The organism is Pseudoalteromonas sp. QJM3NY_22, assembly GCF_056173065.1.
Window position 1 is genome coordinate 501,045 of sequence record NZ_CM149655.1, and the last position, 16,948, is coordinate 517,992.

The following is a 16,948-nucleotide window of genomic DNA, read 5'->3' on the forward strand; positions in this document are numbered from 1 at the left end:
TACAACTAAGCCATGTTTACGACCTTTCGAGAAAAGCTAAAACGCTACTTCATTACAGGTGCAAAACCAACCCAGGCGCAGTTTGCCGAGTTTTTAGATGCAGCGTTTATTCAAAGTGATGATGGCATTACGAAGCAGTCATCTGCAGCGGGGCAAGTACTGACCTTTTTACTGCAAGAACACCATCATAACAATGCAGTTTTTCAACAAAGTGTGTGTATTCAAGGCGATTTAATTGTAGAGGGGCAGCTACTCGGTGCCCCTTCATCAAGTACCACAACACCAACCAGCCAAGTTTATGAAACATCAAACTACAGTGCGGCTAACGCACATACCCAACAAGTTAGCGTGCCAATTGGCTGTATTTTACTCTACTGCGGCGCACAAATCCCCGACGGCTTTTTAGCCTGCGACGGCCTAAACGGTACTCCTAGTTTGGCACCGTTGGTGGATAACCCCATTCAACCGATTCGTTACATTATTAAAATGCATTAATGCTGCTTTTTATTCATTGACATCTTATATACGGCAGCTTCATTTAACCTATTATTATACCTTGGAATTTTTATGTACCAGTCACTTAATCAAAAGCAGCAAGAACACGACACGCTCCCCGTACAACGCCAAGCAATAAGCCGAGAAACGCGTTTAAAAGACAACGTAGGCAGCATGATGGGCGTCGATTTAAGCCACGTTGCTGTGCATACCAACTCATCCAAGCCCGCGCAACTTAATGCCCACGCCTATGCCCAAGGCAGAGAAGTACACATCAGTCCGGGGCAAGACCGCCATTTAGGGCATGAGCTTGCTCACATTGGCCAGCAAATGCAAGGTCGCGTACAAGCCACTACCCAGTTTGCAGGGCAAGCGGTGAATGATGATCCAAAATTAGAACATGAAGCCGATGTGATAGGGGCAAGAGCAGAGAGTATGTGACTAAGTTAGAGCGTCATGTCGAATTGACAAGCTTTGTTTTAAGTTAAGTGTTATGAAGCAAGTGACTTGACCCCTTACCTTCCTTTAAGTTAAGTGTTATGAAGCAAGTGACTTGACCCCTTACCTTCCTTGACCCCTTACCTTCTCTTACCTTTTCTTAACAGCCAAAATAGGTGTTAAAAGTCCAGAAATGATAATGAGATAGTCAGAATAAACGCCACATCCACCACTGTGTGGTGTATCTGGGATTGTTATAGGCAATTGATAAAGCCTATAACATCGAACAAAGGCAAAATTAAAAAGGTTTGAATTATGTATGCACAAGTAGAGAAGTCGAAAGAGAATAAAAGTCAGGCGGCTGCTAATTCTGTTGTTCAAAAGAAGAGCAATGGGAAGCTGGGTTTTGGGTTTGTGGATAACCGGCCAGCGGCAATAGGAACTGGGCAACTGCGGGCAATATTGAGTAGCGGTGAGCTTAATAATCTGAGAAAACCGGTAACACAGCTAGCTGTTAATAAGTCTAGCGAACAAGGGGGCGCAGGGAGTACATACAAAACAGTTGTTTATGAAGATAAAGTGTCTAACTTCACCGGGGGAGCGGATGCAGGGGATTACGGTCTATGGCCAGTGGGTCGTGGCGTAATTAAAGGGGAATATCACGATGGTACAAAATGGGTGGATATACCCAATGGCTCTGAAGAGATTCAACAAAGTAAATCAGAGTATTACTTTTGTGGCCATATGCTTGCGAAGAGTTTAGGTGGCCTAGGTGGGGCAGATAATATATTTGCTCAAGATACGAATAATAACATTGGCAGGTGGCCTAGTGCAGAAGAAGCGATAAGAAAAAAACGCGATGCGCTAAAGTCAACAGATGACATGAGAATATCGATAGGTTTAGCTGGACGCGATGAAAAGAAACTACAACAAGTAGAAATTAAAGGTAAACAACTAGAAACAGTAGTGAATACTGAAAGCAAAATAGCCTCAAAAATGCTGAACTTTTAACTACTGATGACTATGAAAAATATAGAATTTTAACTTCTAAACATCCCGACCACTAGCCCATAACAAAACCTAAAAATCATTAAAACGCTTTTTAGCTCAATTGTTATAGGCAATGAAGAAAGCCTATAACAAGCGCTAAAGAAAATTTATAAGGTTTGAGATATGTATGAACAAGTAGAGAAGCCGAAAGTGAATGAAAGTAGGGCTGTTCCTAATTCTATTGCTCAGAAGAAAAGTAATGTGAAGCAAGGTTTTGGGTTTGTGGGTAACAGAAAAGCAAATCCCTTACAAGCTAAGTTAATAGGCGCGATATCAAGTAGCGAAGGAAATCAAAGTGTCATTCAAAGAAGACTGTATATAAATGGAGGTTTGTATACTAAGAATATTCCAACTAGAGAAGAAAATGAGGAGATCAAAGTCTCAGCACAAAAATTCAATGTTTCTGAACAAAGCATTATTGATACCTTAACTCGCTGGAGAGATAAAGATAAAAGTCGTGGGAAAGGTAAGGGGAATGAGTACATGTTTCCAAGTTGGAGTTATGCTTTTGATGAAGCTGCTAAGGGTAAGATAAAAACGGCACGTGGAGATGAAGAAAAAATAAAATTGTTCGCTGAAGAACGTGAAGATGAACTTGAAGAATTTGAAGATGCACGTATAAAAAAAGAACTTAAAGATGCTAGGGGCAAACTACAAAGCGAGCAAGAAATAAAAGCATGGAATGATGCTAAGCCAGCTCGTGATCTTGTAAGTAAACTAAAAAAATACGCTTCCAGAGATCAAAATAAAGTAGCTGCCATAGTAGTAGACCCAAACCCATTACAAGGACTAGAAATGGGTAGAAGTGGTACATTAAAGAACCAATACCGATATGATGACAATCAGAATCCGACAAAAGTTGAAGCAACACAATATGGGTATGATGCACTAGCTTCAAAATTAACAAAAGCAGTACCAAAAAATGAAGATTGGAATCCTTGGGATTGTGGAGAAGCAGCCGCAGCCCACCACAGTTTGAGTCAAGGTAATAGTTTAGCTGGCAAGGAATTTTTGGCGGGCGAAAAAGGTGGGGCAAGAGTAAGGAAGTGTGCATGTGGTAATTGTAGCAAATGGGTTCAGGAAGTGCATCAGCTAGACTTGGGTGGTGGAATAAAATATTAGAACTAAAGTGTACTAGTGTGATTACCAAGGGATTATGTCGGTCTAATTACCGAGCGACTTTGTCGTAAATAGCATATCAGCCAGTTGCTAAACTGGCTATCTTTTATGCCGATTCAGCTAAAGCATTAGATTTTTCGACTCGCAATGCGGTGGTATTCATATTGTTTCTTAGCCACATGCTACGCACACCGCCCGCGCTAATATCAACACCTAAGGCTTCACTGAGCTTCATCGCGACTTTCTGCTGACCAAGGTGAGGGTGTTCAATAGAGAATTGCACAACGGCGTCTTCTATTGCCTTATCCACACAGTTTTTGTGCCGTAGATTAGGTGTTTCTTGGCGTTTTAATGCTTCAGGGCCACCTTGCTTAACTAGTCTTAAGTGCCGGTGAATAGTATCTCGTGATACGCCACTTTGGCGTGATGCAGCGCTGACGCTTCCGAGTTTTTCGATTAACGCTAATACTTCAAGTTTCTTCTGTACTGCCAAGTCTTCTGATGCGAGTTTGCTTGGTTCATTAACTTCAGAGATCTTGAGTTTGCGGCCAGCGAAGTGAGCGGTAAACCCTTTTTTACTCGTGTTCCTTATCTCGATTTTCTGATTGGCAATGGAGTGCTTGAGCGGTGAATCTATTAAATAGAACTTGTTGCCATAACTGAAGGTATGGTCGTTACGTATTTTACGGTGATCTTTAATGACGCAGATATCATCAAGGTTGATGTGTTTCGACAGAGCCGTAAATTCAGGTGCTTGCTTTGATTTAACTTGAATTTTGGTTTGCCAGAACTGCGGAATAAAGACGTGTTTAAGGTAGGCATTAGCGGCAGCAATATCATTGATATTGTTCAACCTAAGCTCGGGAACAAGACGGTCTTGGAAGGTATCGAATGCTCGCTCAATACGGCCTTTGCCTTGCGGTGAGTTGGCAAAAATGATTTCAATGCCTAGCTCCTCGCAAGCCCTCTGCATCTGTGAGAAGTTGCAGCGTTTAGGGCCACCGAATATACCGGCTCTATCCACATAAAGCGTTTTAAAAACGCCTTTGGCTTCAATACAATCTCGCATCACTTTCAAACAACCAACCGTCGTTTCTGAGAGAAAGAACTCTGCGTATACTTCACTGGTAGCATCATCAATCATGGCAATTAAACAGTGCTTTTTATCCCCAAACCAGCGATGCGGACTGCCATCCATTTGCATCATTAAGCCCGCTGCTTCCATACGCTCTCTACGTTTACGAACATTGCTGCGCCTGCGCTTAGCTCGTTTAACATGGTGAATATCATGCGCCCAACCTCGCAGTGTTTCGCGCTTCACAACAATGTTTTCGTTTTCGGCCAACTGCTCAGCCAAGTGCAACAAGTTCAAATCGAAATACTTATCTTTAATCAAAGCCTGTACTGCTTTCTTAATTGATACTGGCGTTTTGTTTGGCGGGGTTTTACCGCTATTACCATGAATAGCGAATTGAATACCGACTTGCTGATATTGCTTTACGTAGCGTTCAATGGTGCGTCGAGACTTACCGAGTAATTTTGCAGCATTGGCAATTGTTATTCTACCTTCGACTACCTTAGCAATGATATCAACAGTGAGTTGAGCTTTAGAGTCCATCACAATCATCCTCAACATGCCTTCTAGTATTCAAAAAAATAAACACTAACAGGCACATAAAAAAATGACCGACAAATTCCCTTGGTAATTAGCAATTACGACAGAATCGCTTGGTAATTAAGATACGACAAAATCGCTTGGTGTTAACAAACTAAAGTGTACTAGCTCAGACTTGATCTGACAGTTACCCATTTTTCTAATGGTGACTGTTAGTTTAGATTTGAGCTAAATTCTTTTCTGCCCAAACCGTTTTTCCATCCAGTAATGTTTCAAGTGGTGTACGACCGCAACATACCTTTCCTTGATGAGTCCGATCATTGTTGTAGTAATCCATCCATTCGTCCAGATCTTTTTGTAGTTCTTCCATTGAATCGTACAACTTTTTGCGGAATGCAAGCAATAAAATCCAATTTAAGTGAAAAAAAGGGGGCAGGAAAAAAAGGGGTCCAGGAAAAAAAGGGGTCAAATCACTTGCTTCATGACATAAGTCAACTACCTTCAAGGAAAAAAAGGGGTCAAAAAAAAGGGGTCAAATCACTTGCTTCATGACATAAGTCGGCTACCTTCAAAGGAGTATTATTAAAACAGGTAGTTCACAATGCCAAGGCCACAACGAATTGAGTACGAACATGCTTTTTATCATGTTATGAACCGTGGGCGCGGACGGAAAAATACCTTTCACGACGAATTATACTTTCAAGCCTTTTTAATCACATTGGGTGAAGCACAAGCGCGCTTTGATTGCGTTATTCATGCGTATTGCCTTATGACGAACCATTATCATTTGTTGATTGAAACACCCGAAGCGAATTTAGGCCGTGTTATGCGCCATATTAATGGGGTTTATACTCAGCGATATAATAAGTTGAAGCATACCGATGGGCCATTATTTCGTGGGAGGTACAAAGCGATATTGGTCGAAAAAGATGAGTATTTGCTGCAATTAAGCCGCTATATCCATCGTAATCCTATTGATATGACTATGCCGCTGGTGAATGACTTAGCGCACTATTCTTGGTCGAGCTACCCAGCTTATATCGGGAAAGTAAAACCACCAGAATGGCTTACGCGCGACTTTACTTATCAAATACTGGGTCATCGTCACAAGTTTAAGCAGTACAAAGCTTATGTATTACGAGGTAGCAGTGATGAACTCACTGACTTTTACGACAAAGGTAATATTGCATCGGTTTTGGGTAGTGATGGTTTTAAACGTTGGCTTAAAAATACTCAGCTTATAAATAGCCCCGAACCTGAGGTTTTACAGCAACTAAAACCGAATATCACAATGAATGAGGTGGTTATGGCGGTTGCTGATTATTATGCTTGCCCGCTATCTAAAATTACCAGTGTGCTTAAAGGGCCAAGCAAAGGATTTGAAGGACGTAAAGTTGCCATGTATTTTTGCCAAGAGGTTTTGGCTGAAAAGTTAAGTAATATTGCAGAGTATTTTAACCTTGGTCATAGTGGCTCTGTGAGTTTTATTACTCATCAAATAAGGAAAAAGCGCAGAGAAGATAAGCAATTTTCAAAACAATTAGATGCTATTTTTGACAGTATTATGAAGCAAGCGATTTGACCCCTTAAGACCCTGACCTCTTAAGACCCTGGCTCCTTATAAGACCCGTTGGCTTCCTTGACTTCTTTCCTGACCCCTTAAACTTCCTACATGATTGTACTTTCATTTATTGTGATAATGTTGGATTTCACATTTTTACTCTTCATGCGTCTGTTCATGTATGCAATTTATTTTATTTGAGTAAGGGATGGTTATGCCGCTTGTATGTGTGGATGGTGCTGCGATTAAAATTACAGTTAATGGCGCCCAGCAGCTAGTAAAAACCAGTGATAAAATTCCAACTGCGACTAAAAACAAATTCTCACAAGGTAAAAAAGCAGTGCTCACTGAGGATGATGTAAAACAGTGGTTGCAAAAATTTCAGTCAAACTACGATAACGCTGCTTTTAAGGGCGGTATTGCGATGGGTAAAGTCATTTCTGGTAAGCCAAATTTAACGGTTAAAGGTAAGTCTAAAACAGCGCTTGTCACCAAAGACACGCAAATAATGGCGCTACTACAAATTTCAAAACCAGCGCAAAGTCCACAAGGTGTACCCGATCCCGTTCCTATGATCAATATTACTATTGAGTTTACTGATGCAGGGCAGACAAAGCTTACAGTTGTTTAGTTCGTGGAGCGTTATTACTCTTCATCAGCAAAAAAGCATATTTAATTTTAAGCAGGAGAATAAATGATGGGACTGTTATCGGTTTTATTTTCTTCCAAAGCACAAGAGCCTATTAACGCAATCGGCTCAATACTAGATGAGTTATTTACTAGTGATGAAGAAACGCTAAATTTAGATATTCTCAAACAACGTGTAGCGCAGCAACCTAATTTAGTTCAAGCAAAAATTAATCAAGTGCAAGCATCTCACCGTAGTTTATTTGTGGCGGGTGCCCGGCCTTTTTTAATGTGGGTGTGCGGCCTTGGCTTTTTATTTGCCTTTGTTATTAATCCTATATTGCAGTGGTTGTTGCCAGAGATTGGTACTCCACAATTACCACTCGACGTCATGATGGAGCTTACTTTGGCCATGTTGGGGTTAGCGGGCTTACGAACCGTTGAAAAACTCAAAGGTGTTTCTCGCTAACTATAAAATAATGCATTACAAAATTATATTTCAATTAGTTTTCACATTTCTTATCGAACAACGTCTTCTGAACACAATATAAATAAACTTGTTATTAGGGCTGTTTACCTTTCGAGGTTGAATTTACAGCGGTATGTTTGGTTTGTAGGCAACGCAGCGCAGCGCCTATGCTGCGTTATCCCCTATAAATAGGCGATAACGCAGTATAAAAAACCAAACATGTGTAGCCCTTTGGGTTTGCCCTAGGGGCGATTTACTCTTTGTTGCTTGGTTTCAATTTATTGTTACATGGATGTAAGCCAATAGGGTAACGCAAGATCAGTTACCGAGCCCACTAGGTTATAAACCTCGCAACGCGATTAATCGTCCCTAGATAGAACAAGCTGTAATCTTAAAAGGTTAACAGGCCTTAACGTGACAGATGAAGCTGGTTGTGAGGTAACTCAAATTTTCTTCTAAGTAAGTTTCAATTATTTTGCCATCAGTTGTGACTGATGAGGCGGAGCCGTGGGTTAACCCATAAAGTCTTTTGAGTACTAAGTAGGATCCGCCAGGCGTTTATCCATTTTATTTGGTGGGTAGGCATTGATAAAAGGCTTGCTTGGTGCTCAATCCCTAATTCTTGCCATTTCGGCGTTTAAGAATGCGTTCTATTAACTAAAGGAAATACTATGTCTCAATATAAAACCCCTGACGTCTACGTTAGAGAAAAATCAATTCTACCGCCGTCAGTCGCAGAGGTGGCAACGGCTATTCCAGCATTTATTGGTCATACCACTCAACTTAATGAAGCCGGTGATGCTGCCAACTTTTTAAACATGCCAGTGCGTATTACTAGCATGGTGCAGTTTGAAGCAAACTTTGGTGGCCCATACAAAGAGAGCTTTACGCTAATGCCTAGCTCTAAAGGTTATGATATTACCAATGTAGCGGCTGTTGCTGATGATCTTGCAAAACTAGAAGGTGCTAAGTTCTTTCTTCATCAAGCAGTTAGTCACTTTTTTGCTAATGGTGGTGGGGCGTGTTATGTCGTTTCTATTGGTATGGCAGGTACACTTGCGTCAAAAGAGTCTTATAGTGCTGGCATTGACCTTTTAAATAAGGTTGATGAAGTAACACTTATTTCATCTCCAGAAGCAATTGGTTTAGACGAAGTTGGCCACTACGAGGTGCAAAATAAGGCGCTTAAACATGCAGAAAAACGCATGGACCGTTTTGCATTAGTTGATGTGCAAATGCAAGAAACGCCTGCTGGGACTACTGCAATTGTTCATGACTCTGAACGTTTGCGCGCCAAAGTAACGCAGGGTTTAAAATATGGTGCATCTTACTACCCATATTTAAAGACGACTATCGCACGCAGTTACGATGAAGCAAACGTGACTGTTAAGGTGGTAGAAGATGAAACAGCAGACCCTATAACTTACAAAGATGTGATGCTATCTGTACTAGGTAATGATGACAGTACAAATACAGATTATAACGCGCAAATTTATAATCAAGCTAAGGCGGCGTTAGCAAAAAGTTATCTCGTATTGCCTCCGTCACCTGCCGTTGCGGGTATTATCGCTAAAACCGACAAAGAACGCGGAGTATGGAAAGCACCTGCTAACGTAGCTTTATCGCAAGTGCTTGCGCCAACGCTTGCTATTGATAGCACTGAGCAAGAGAGCCTTAACGTTGATGCCATTTCTGGTAAATCAATCAACGCGATTCGTACCTTTGTTGGTAAAGGGACTTTGGTTTGGGGTGCACGTACTCTTGCTGGTAATGACAATGAGTGGCGCTATGTATCGGTTCGCCGTTTATTTAACTTAGTGGAAGAGTCAATTCAAAAAGCCACACAGTTTGCGGTGTTTGAGCCAAACACGCCTTTCACTTGGTTAAAGCTCAAAACCATGATTGAAAGTTACCTTGAGAATTTATGGCGTCAAGGTGCTTTCTTTGGTGAGACCCCAGATCAAGCCTTCTTTGTAAACGTAGGCCTTGGCCAAACCATGACCGAAGACGACATCAATAATGGTGTAATGAATATTGAAATTGGTTTAGCTGCGGTACGCCCCGCAGAGTTTATTGTATTAACCTTCTCACATAAGAGCTTAGAAGGCTAACGAACCCGACTAAGGTTGGTTGGGGGTCATATTTATACGTTTTATGTTTTCTCAATCAGCCTTTTTAATTTACTTATTTACCTAAGTTTTATTGTAACTTGGGCACTAAAATTATTATTTTTTGGAGTTTTTTATGGCTACTACAGCAGCAGACATTGCAGCAGAATGCCCGATCCCGGTATATCGATTTGTCGTTAGTTTTGGTGAGGAGAGCATTCCGTTTTCTGAAGTGTCGGGCTTAGACATTGGTGTTGAAACCATTACTTACAAAGATGGTTACGGCAAAAAGCACATGCCTGGGCAATCAACCGATGTGAATATCACACTTAAACGAGGTTTAGTGCGTCAAAAGAGTCAGTTTTATGATTGGATTTCATCAATTAGCTTAAATTTGGTTGATAAAAAAGACATTACTATTTCACTCACTAACGAAGACCGTTCACAGCCATTGGTTACTTGGAAGGTGATTAATGCTTTTCCTAAAAAGCTTACAGCGCCAAGTATTAATGGTGGCTCAAACGAAGCTAGTGTGGAGTCGTTAGAAATGATGGCCGATGATATTAAGATCGAATTCCACTAATTTTATTCTCCTTGTCTTGGGCACGTTAGTGCCCTTTTTGGACATTACTATGATTCAAGAACTAACAACACCTATGGTGGGATACCGCTTTGCTGCGCTAATTACATCAGCGGCCATACCGAATCCGATAGATATTTTTTTTAAGGAAATCAGTGGCCTAAAAGTTAATCGCAACATTGAGTATGACGGTAATCGAGCAACGGTAGGCAGTAATAAACAATCGCGCACCTTAACTTTGAAACGTGGTGTACTGCGCACTGGTAGCACCTTGGAATTAACAAACTTTATTAGTTTGCCGCAGTGGAATCAGTTTGCGGTTCGCAACGATATTTTGATCACTTTACTTAGCGATAACAACCTACCCACAAAAGCATGGCTAGTCACTCGCGCATTTATGGAAAGTTGGGAGTGGGACAGTCTAGATGCAACGCGTAACGATGTACTCATTGAGTCTATTACGTTTAGCTATCAAAACTTGGTGACAGTGCCAATTCCTTTTACTTAACACATTAAAGACAAGGTGATGCTAATGGAAATTCAATGTGATGCGATTCATGTTAAAGCTCGTTTATCTGGACAAAGTGAACCTGATGGCGATAGGCCGCAATCACAAAGTACTAGCACAGGCGAAAATACTGGGACTATTAATAACCAAGTTGAACAAATCGAAAAATCTTTAAAACGCTACATAGACAAGCAATTTCAGCAATTTACTAAACAAAAAAGGCCATAAAAATGATAGGTATTGGTGCAAATGCGGCTGGGTCACCGCTATGTAAAGTGACCTTTTATAGTAAAATAGAGCGTGGCTCTGGTAACCAGCTGGCTGAGATGACACTTGCGTATGATGCAAAATCGTTGCAAACCAGCTATTCCAACAGTATTCAAAAATCACAAACGATAGGCGCCGAAAGCGGCGCAAGCCAATATCAAAAGTCTTCGCCTTCAAAGCTATCGGTGACCTTTTTGCTAGATGACACCATTATTGATTTACCCACCGAATTACTAGCAAAGTTGCAAGGGAACATCGAAACAGAAAAAAACATCCAAACTTTGTTGAAGTATGGCACCGCAGTTCAGAGTGAAACACACGAACCCACTTATGTGACAGTCCAACCATTGAATATGGTACTTAATCATGGCCCAAGTGGGACATTTGATGGCATGTTATGCACCACTAAAGTAGAAACTGAACTGGTAGATAACAAAGGACGCCGTTTAAAAGCCAAAGTTCATTGTTGCGTGGTGGAGTGTTTATCTGAAAAAGAAATGAAACTTAAATCAGGTAAAAGTTCTCCCGACTTAACTCATGTTATTCAACATAAGGCGGGCAGTTCGGTGCTTGTACAAAGTGCAAAAATATACGGCAACCAACAGTTTGTACATCAGGTGGCGATGGTTAATCGTCTACCTTCTATTCGTAGCGCTGAGGTGGGTACGCAAATCATTTATCCTCCGTTGGAGCGTTAGTATGGATTTGCGATATACCATTGCCGTAGAGGGCAACAAAATCAGTGATAAATTTGCCTTGCGAGAAGCAACTGTAAAAAACGGCGTTAATCAAATTGCGCATCTGAGTTTAGTAATTGACGACGGTGATATGGCCAAAGAAACCTTTGCTAAAACTGATGAAGGGCTATTCACTATGGGTAAAGCGATAGAGCTAAAAGCCGGCTTTGGTGATGGCGAACAAAGTGTGCTATTTAGCGGTGTTATTACTGCTCAAGGTATAGGCTTTGAACGGCAACCATTTATGCATATTGAAGCTCGAGCCGATACAATTAAGCTGTGTCAAAGTGCCATGAGTAAACTCTATGATGAAAAAGCCAAAGACGGCGATATTCTCAGTGATTTACTCACTACATACGGTGCAACGCCTGGCACTATAGCGGCCAGTAAAATTGAACATCACCAATTTTTAGTGGTGGATGAACAGCCATGGGCGGTGTTTATGCGCCGAGTGCTGTGCAATGGTTTTGCATTTTTTAACGATGGCAAAAATCACGTTGTTGATTTGGCAAAACACACTCCCACTGCGCATGAATTTAACGTGGCAATGGATGGCTGTGTTGATTTCGCTTTGCACTGTGATGTGAGTTCGCATCTTAAAAAACTGCAATACAGTAGTTGGGATATAAAAGAACAAAAACTCTACGACAATGCTGATCCAGTCATGCCGGCTGCTAAGTTTAAAACTCACAGTGATGCAGATACGGCGATGGCTTTACCTGATACTTTACGCCTATCACAAGCACCTATTGAAAAATTAGAGTTGGCGGCTAAAGCCGGTGCTGAGCAATATTATCGATTACTCGATATGTACCAAGGGCATGTACGTGTAGATATGTCTGCGCAAAAAGCGCTTACTAAAGTCAAGCATTTAGATGCACTGACACTCTCTGGAGTGGGAAAGGAATATAGTGGTGATTATGTGGTGGGTGAAATTCATCACCATTTGTCGAGTGATGGCTGGTTTAGTGAATTCATACTGGGTGTTCCTTTAACGCTAAGTATTTGGTCAGACTATGCTAAACCAAGTTATACCCCAATATTGATAGGGAAAGTAGCTGCATTTAAAGCCGATGCACAAGCATTACACCGTATCCCAGTTTTATTACCCAGTGCCAGTGGTGAAAAACCACTTTGGGCACGGTTAGCCAGTCCTTTCTCAGGAGCTGAAGAGGGGTTGTTTCTGCCCCCAGACATAGATACAGAAGTAATGGTTGGATTTATTGGGGGCGATAGTCGTTACCCTGTGATTTTAGGTGCATGTCATAACCCCAAAGCAAAGCCACCATTTGAATATGATGATAAAAATGAGCAGCGCGGATTGTTTTTTAAAGAGCAAGCATTAGCGTTGCAATTCACCTTAAAAGAGCCGCTACTTACACTACAAAGTAGCGCCGATCACACCATCACTTTTGACGCTAAAGAAGGCTTAAAACTAACCCAAAAAGACATGACGTCTTTGGTTGCAGGGGAGTCATTAATGATTGAAAGCAAAGATAAGTCTACCTTAGAGGTGGCAAAAGCCATTAATTTTAAAACTTCAGATAGCATCACACTAGAAGGCAAAGGTGTGGATGTAAAATAACCTCAAATTAAGGCTAAAAGGAGCAGCAATGTTAAATCAAGCTTTTCTAGGAACTGGCTGGAGCTTTCCCGTGCAGTTTAGCAACCCCGCCACAGGGCCTGGTATGGATAGCGGTGAAACCTTACTTAAACAAGCGATTCATTTGACTTTAAATACCTTAGTCGGAGAGCGGCCTTTGTCGCCCAATATGGGTTCTGGTCTTTCGAGTTATTCATTTGCTGATGCTAATGAACAGAGTTTATCGCAACTAAGACAAGAAATTGCCACCGTGTTACTTAATCATGAACCTCGTATTACTCTGCAAACCATCGAATTTGATAGTAGCGAATTGTACGACGGCGTGCTGTTAATTCAGCTTAACTACGTGATACGGCAAACCAACAGCCGTAGCAACATGGTGTTTCCATTCTACTTGACTGAGCAGTCAGTTTAGCCACTATCAAAGTACGTTCTGTCATCTTTGTGAGCACGCTTTATTTTATTGCATTTTAATTAAATCTATTACTTATCAAGGTACTATCATGACTTTGAAGTCTAACAACAACCTCACCGTTGCGACGCTTAATACAGTTAACCCAAGTGAAGTGGGACGAAGTCAACTAGGGCGGCATATTAAAGCGTTATCTCGTTCTTTTTTTGACATAGAGCCGCGTACTGTAGACGCTTGGTTGAAGTACTTATCTGTGCTGGCCAAACAAGTAAACTATATCGATGAGCGTGTATTATCAGCTAATGGCACATGGGAAAACCTACTACCCGAGCCAGAAAAGCTTGCGGGTCTTGCGCAGCTACTTGAACATGGTAACGCGGATGAACATATTAAACAGTTAGCCAGTCGTCCTGATATGGCGTTATTACTCACCTTTATAGATTTATTACAACACAGTAATGCTCAGTTTAATCAATTTGTAGCGCGGCATTTAGATCATTTTTATGGTGAAGTGTTGCGCTTTGAGCCGTTATCAGAAAGCGCAGACAGTGCGCATTTAGTAATGTCGTTGAATAATGTTGATATGCTGACTTTACCTGCGGGAACACAATTTGATGGTGGTAAAGATGCAGAGGGAGCCCCTCTTATTTACAGTACTGATGAAGTAGTGACTATTAGCAAAGCGCAAGTGGATTATGTTGCTACTGTTAATAAAATCAAGTCTTCAGACCGAATCAGTTTAAATCAGCAAGTATTACTTGATAATGAGCAGAGTATATTACTTGAGCAAAGCGAGCCTACTTTTGGGCAAAAGCTAGCTGAACAAGTGTCATCAAGTGTTGAGGTTGGCTTTAAAATTGCCTCACAAGATTTATTTTTAAGTGGCGGTGAACGTATCGTCAGCTTAGGTTTTGGAGAACAAGCACTGTTACAAAATTGGTTAACTTGGTTTGACTTCTATATTTCCACCAGTGAAGGGATAAAAGAAATCGATGCAGCTCAATTGAGCGTTGTTGAACAGCATCTGCAATTAACATTCAATAGTTTGTTTCCTGCCATAACACCATTAGAAGATACGCCTATTGGCGAAGATAAAGCCCTGCCTTTTATTGCTTTGGTACTTAAAAATGATTATTACTATCTGTTCTATAGTGATGATTCGAGTGTATTTACGCGCTTTAATAGTTTCACAATCTCACAAATGAGTTTAACTACACAAGTGAGCGGTCTAGGTGGCGTGGTTGCGAATAATGGCGAGATAGATTTAGATACCTCAAAGCCATTTGAGCCGTTTGGTCTGACGCCAAGGTTGGCGTCTAAAGTTCATTTTACTCACCCCGAACTGGTTATCAAAAATATCACTCATGCTAATGTCGAGTTTGCATGGCTAGATAGACCCGATAATTTTGATAATTATTATCGTGCCTACAGTTATTATTACAGTGAACAGCATAGTCTAGATGAACGCTATTTTGATAGCAGCGCCTCATGTGGTGTTGATCAACCTTGTGAAGGCATTGAATTGTTGGTGGAAACACTGTTTTCAAGTGATTGCCACTGCTTAACTTGGCCACACACTGTGGTGAATATTTCTCGCTCAGATGCGAGAAGTGATGCGCCAACGCATCTTGAGTTGTTTTATAATGAAGATTCGGGCGCGTTGCCTGAAGTAAAAAATAATATCGCTATTAACACACTAACCTTTGTGTATAACGATAATAATGCATTGCGTGACTATCAGTTATTACCCCTTGATGAGCCAACAGCTAGTAAATGGCCTAAGTATTATACCTTAGAGTTATCAGAGCAAGATTTTGCCCACAAAGATTATACCAAAGTGATTGAGCTATTTGCTTATAAGAATGCTAATTCAAATAACCCTGTATTAGTGAATGCACCTTACACCCCAACTCTTGATAGCTTAACTTTGCACTATGAGAGTGAAAGTATTACTTCATCAGCGCTGACAGTGGGTAATCCTATTTTTTTAGAGCATATAACTCCTGTTGGGCGACCAACTGAGCAATTGAACAAGCAAAGCCTATTGTCTTTACTGCCCAGAATAGAAAAATTTGGTTATTTGTATATAGCGCTTAGCCAAGTCAATACGCCAGGGCAAGTGCGTATGTACTATCAGGTTGACCCCGTTGATGGTTATAACATGGGTGATAACCCGTTATTTGTATGGGAGTACTTTAACGCAGGTACTTGGCATCGTTTCAAGCGTGAAGAATCACAAGGTCAAGCGGGTGAGGGGCGCATCCTCAGAGACAGCACTTATGATCTACTCGATTCGGGGTTAGTGGTATTTTATTTACCTGAACTGACACAAGACGGTTCATTTAATCACGATGGTAAGCTTTGGCTACGCGCCACGGTAGATCATAGTCAAACTGAAGTGCCGAGTAGCTTCGTTAATGCTTTTCCTATTTACTCCAAACTCAAAGGGGTGTTTGCGCAAGGTATGAAGGTGACTCTAACCAGCCAAGGTAATGACGCCTCTCATTTTGATCAACCATTACCCAGTGAGTCTATTAGTAAGTTGCTATTACCCAACCCTAACGTTGATAAAGTATTGCAGCCTTTTGCTTCTTTTGATGCCAAAGTAGCAGAAAAAACAGTGCAATTTGACCGTCGGGTGAGTGAACGATTACATCATCGACAGCGCTTATTAAGCGGGTGGGATTATGAGCACTTCGTTTTACAAACTTTCCCGCAGTTGCATTCGGTAAGTCCTGTGGTTAATGCATCTGGTTTATCGCTTGTAGTTGTACCGCTTAATTATGATGTTACGGTGTTGCAGCCCAAGGTGCCGCGTTATCTTAAGCGACAAGTTAGGGAGCAGGTAAATGCGTTGTCTGTACCAAACTTAACAATTGAAATAGATGATCCAAATTATGTTGAAGTACAGCTGGAATTGATCGTAAAAATTGATCCATTATACGATATTCAAAGCACTGTTATTGACCTGAACGAGATGGTAGTAGATTCACTAACACCATGGAATAAATTAGATAAACCGCTTGAGCGTACTATTTATTTAGCATCAATAGCACAAGTGCTAGAAACCCACCCTGCAGTGGATATGATTCAAGTGATCCGTGCCACTAAAAAAGGTCAAACTGAGAAACAATACAGCGTAATTAGCGCCGATAATGCACATGATATTTTAGTGCCTGCTCGCAATCACAAAATAGCCCTCGCTAATACCTTAGGCGATGTATTTGAAGGTATTGGCAAATGGGAAATTGAACTGGATTTTGTTGTTCAATAAGCCCGTATTCCCCCACTAAATTAATTATTAAACGGCCGCTTACAAAATAATTGAAATTAATTTTCACAGTTTTTGGATGCGTGCG

Annotated in this window: 16 protein-coding genes and 1 pseudogene; 15 read left to right on the forward strand and 2 right to left on the reverse strand. The window is 41.1% G+C overall.

What is annotated here, in order from left to right; translation table 11 throughout:
* The first annotated feature begins 12 nt into the window (after positions 1 to 12).
* The 4 genes from AC0VZ4_RS02330 to AC0VZ4_RS02345 all read left to right on the forward strand — a co-directional run bounded on the left by AC0VZ4_RS02330 (position 13) and on the right by AC0VZ4_RS02345 (position 3,105).
* Positions 13 to 495 carry a hypothetical protein gene (locus tag AC0VZ4_RS02330; protein WP_337150684.1) on the forward strand — a complete coding sequence of 161 codons (483 nt, stop codon included), beginning with the start codon at positions 13 to 15 and terminating at the stop codon, positions 493 to 495.
* 72 nt (positions 496 to 567) lie between these two features.
* On the forward strand, positions 568 to 936 hold the full coding sequence (locus tag AC0VZ4_RS02335; protein WP_008138021.1) for an eCIS core domain-containing protein: 369 nt from the start codon (positions 568 to 570) through the stop codon (positions 934 to 936).
* Positions 937 to 1,248: 312 nt separating this feature from the next.
* On the forward strand, positions 1,249 to 1,944 hold the full coding sequence (locus tag AC0VZ4_RS02340) for a hypothetical protein (RefSeq protein ID WP_475440794.1): 696 nt from the start codon (positions 1,249 to 1,251) through the stop codon (positions 1,942 to 1,944).
* Between the two features lie 162 nt (positions 1,945 to 2,106).
* Entirely contained in the window at positions 2,107 to 3,105 is a 999-nt protein-coding gene (locus AC0VZ4_RS02345) for a hypothetical protein (RefSeq protein WP_475440795.1), read from the forward strand.
* Positions 3,106 to 3,208: 103 nt separating this feature from the next.
* On the opposite strand, the gene AC0VZ4_RS02350 is transcribed toward AC0VZ4_RS02345, so the two are convergent.
* Positions 3,209 to 4,729, reverse strand: coding sequence for an ISNCY family transposase (locus AC0VZ4_RS02350; RefSeq protein WP_475441604.1), 1,521 nt, complete (start codon positions 4,727 to 4,729; stop codon positions 3,209 to 3,211).
* A 205-nt stretch (positions 4,730 to 4,934) separates the two neighbouring features.
* Positions 4,935 to 5,114, reverse strand: a pseudogene (locus AC0VZ4_RS02355) (IS3 family transposase); the annotation flags it as partial.
* Between the two features lie 204 nt (positions 5,115 to 5,318).
* On the opposite strand from AC0VZ4_RS02355, the gene AC0VZ4_RS02360 reads away from it, so the two are divergent.
* From AC0VZ4_RS02360 to AC0VZ4_RS02410, 11 genes are all read left to right on the forward strand, one after another.
* The gene (locus AC0VZ4_RS02360; RefSeq protein WP_475440796.1) at positions 5,319 to 6,299 is read left to right on the forward strand and encodes a transposase; all 981 of its coding nucleotides are present in this window, start codon (positions 5,319 to 5,321) and stop codon (positions 6,297 to 6,299) included.
* A 193-nt stretch (positions 6,300 to 6,492) separates the two neighbouring features.
* A complete protein-coding gene (locus tag AC0VZ4_RS02365; RefSeq protein WP_007377702.1) occupies positions 6,493 to 6,909 on the forward strand; it encodes a hypothetical protein in 417 nt (138 codons plus the stop codon).
* Positions 6,910 to 6,972: 63 nt separating this feature from the next.
* A complete protein-coding gene (locus tag AC0VZ4_RS02370; RefSeq protein WP_007377701.1) occupies positions 6,973 to 7,374 on the forward strand; it encodes a 3TM-type holin in 402 nt (133 codons plus the stop codon).
* 671 nt (positions 7,375 to 8,045) lie between these two features.
* Positions 8,046 to 9,485 carry a phage tail sheath family protein gene (locus AC0VZ4_RS02375; RefSeq protein WP_007377700.1) on the forward strand — a complete coding sequence of 480 codons (1,440 nt, stop codon included), beginning with the start codon at positions 8,046 to 8,048 and terminating at the stop codon, positions 9,483 to 9,485.
* A gap of 133 nt (positions 9,486 to 9,618) precedes the next feature.
* Positions 9,619 to 10,065: a phage tail protein gene (locus AC0VZ4_RS02380; protein ID WP_475440797.1), complete on the forward strand. Its 447-nt coding sequence runs from the start codon at positions 9,619 to 9,621 to the stop codon at positions 10,063 to 10,065.
* A gap of 49 nt (positions 10,066 to 10,114) precedes the next feature.
* Positions 10,115 to 10,570 (forward strand): phage tail protein, encoded by a 456-nt coding sequence (locus AC0VZ4_RS02385; protein ID WP_008136322.1) that lies wholly within the window; start codon positions 10,115 to 10,117, stop codon positions 10,568 to 10,570.
* Between the two features lie 24 nt (positions 10,571 to 10,594).
* A complete protein-coding gene (locus AC0VZ4_RS02390) occupies positions 10,595 to 10,798 on the forward strand; it encodes a hypothetical protein (protein ID WP_007377697.1) in 204 nt (67 codons plus the stop codon).
* A 2-nt stretch (positions 10,799 to 10,800) separates the two neighbouring features.
* Entirely contained in the window at positions 10,801 to 11,535 is a 735-nt protein-coding gene (locus AC0VZ4_RS02395; protein WP_007377696.1) for a CIS tube protein, read from the forward strand.
* 1 nt (position 11,536) lies between these two features.
* The gene (locus tag AC0VZ4_RS02400; RefSeq protein WP_475440798.1) at positions 11,537 to 13,159 is read left to right on the forward strand and encodes a phage baseplate assembly protein V; all 1,623 of its coding nucleotides are present in this window, start codon (positions 11,537 to 11,539) and stop codon (positions 13,157 to 13,159) included.
* Positions 13,160 to 13,187: 28 nt separating this feature from the next.
* On the forward strand, positions 13,188 to 13,592 hold the full coding sequence (locus AC0VZ4_RS02405; RefSeq protein WP_008136319.1) for a GPW/gp25 family protein: 405 nt from the start codon (positions 13,188 to 13,190) through the stop codon (positions 13,590 to 13,592).
* 88 nt (positions 13,593 to 13,680) lie between these two features.
* The gene (locus tag AC0VZ4_RS02410; protein WP_475440799.1) at positions 13,681 to 16,863 is read left to right on the forward strand and encodes a hypothetical protein; all 3,183 of its coding nucleotides are present in this window, start codon (positions 13,681 to 13,683) and stop codon (positions 16,861 to 16,863) included.
* The last annotated feature ends 85 nt before the right edge of the window (positions 16,864 to 16,948 follow it).

What these genes read in the sequence shown, in the direction of transcription:
- AC0VZ4_RS02365 (WP_007377702.1), top strand. Translation starts at nt 6,493, where the DNA reads ATGCCGCTTGTATGTGTGGATGGTGCTGCGATTAAAATTACAGTTAAT.
- AC0VZ4_RS02390 (WP_007377697.1), top strand. Translation starts at nt 10,595, where the DNA reads ATGGAAATTCAATGTGATGCGATTCATGTTAAAGCTCGTTTATCTGGA.
- AC0VZ4_RS02340 (WP_475440794.1), top strand. Translation starts at nt 1,249, where the DNA reads ATGTATGCACAAGTAGAGAAGTCGAAAGAGAATAAAAGTCAGGCGGCT.
- AC0VZ4_RS02405 (WP_008136319.1), top strand. Translation starts at nt 13,188, where the DNA reads ATGTTAAATCAAGCTTTTCTAGGAACTGGCTGGAGCTTTCCCGTGCAG.
- AC0VZ4_RS02335 (WP_008138021.1), top strand. Translation starts at nt 568, where the DNA reads ATGTACCAGTCACTTAATCAAAAGCAGCAAGAACACGACACGCTCCCC.
- AC0VZ4_RS02395 (WP_007377696.1), top strand. Translation starts at nt 10,801, where the DNA reads ATGATAGGTATTGGTGCAAATGCGGCTGGGTCACCGCTATGTAAAGTG.
- AC0VZ4_RS02380 (WP_475440797.1), top strand. Translation starts at nt 9,619, where the DNA reads ATGGCTACTACAGCAGCAGACATTGCAGCAGAATGCCCGATCCCGGTA.
- AC0VZ4_RS02330 (WP_337150684.1), top strand. Translation starts at nt 13, where the DNA reads ATGTTTACGACCTTTCGAGAAAAGCTAAAACGCTACTTCATTACAGGT.
- AC0VZ4_RS02375 (WP_007377700.1), top strand. Translation starts at nt 8,046, where the DNA reads ATGTCTCAATATAAAACCCCTGACGTCTACGTTAGAGAAAAATCAATT.
- AC0VZ4_RS02345 (WP_475440795.1), top strand. Translation starts at nt 2,107, where the DNA reads ATGTATGAACAAGTAGAGAAGCCGAAAGTGAATGAAAGTAGGGCTGTT.
- AC0VZ4_RS02400 (WP_475440798.1), top strand. Translation starts at nt 11,537, where the DNA reads ATGGATTTGCGATATACCATTGCCGTAGAGGGCAACAAAATCAGTGAT.
- AC0VZ4_RS02350 (WP_475441604.1), bottom strand. Translation starts at nt 4,729, where the DNA reads ATGATTGTGATGGACTCTAAAGCTCAACTCACTGTTGATATCATTGCT.
- AC0VZ4_RS02370 (WP_007377701.1), top strand. Translation starts at nt 6,973, where the DNA reads ATGATGGGACTGTTATCGGTTTTATTTTCTTCCAAAGCACAAGAGCCT.
- AC0VZ4_RS02385 (WP_008136322.1), top strand. Translation starts at nt 10,115, where the DNA reads ATGATTCAAGAACTAACAACACCTATGGTGGGATACCGCTTTGCTGCG.
- AC0VZ4_RS02410 (WP_475440799.1), top strand. Translation starts at nt 13,681, where the DNA reads ATGACTTTGAAGTCTAACAACAACCTCACCGTTGCGACGCTTAATACA.
- AC0VZ4_RS02360 (WP_475440796.1), top strand. Translation starts at nt 5,319, where the DNA reads ATGCCAAGGCCACAACGAATTGAGTACGAACATGCTTTTTATCATGTT.